At 73.1% G+C, this 201-nt stretch carries 1 pseudogene; it reads left to right on the top strand.

The window, feature by feature from the left end:
- Positions 1 to 201, top strand: a pseudogene (locus AC3A4M_RS22895) (aldehyde dehydrogenase (NADP(+))); the annotation flags it as partial.

The following is a 201-nucleotide window of genomic DNA, read 5'->3' as shown; positions in this document are numbered from 1 at the left end:
AAGGAACTGGCAGCGGCCGACGGCGTGGAGCAGGTCGCCGAGGGCACTCCGGGCGCCACCGAGAACGCCCCGGCACCGCGGCTGTTCAGCACCACTGCGGAGAACTTCGCGGCCTCCCCGCGGTTGCAGGAGGAAGTCTTCGGCGCGGCCGGGCTCTTCGTGCGCTACTCGGACGCGGCCGAGCTCGCCACCGCCACCGAG

The organism is Arthrobacter sp. Soil_C_60 (genome assembly GCF_057656375.1).
Note: the sequence above shows the minus strand (reverse complement) of the source record. Positions and strands in the feature narration are given on the sequence as shown.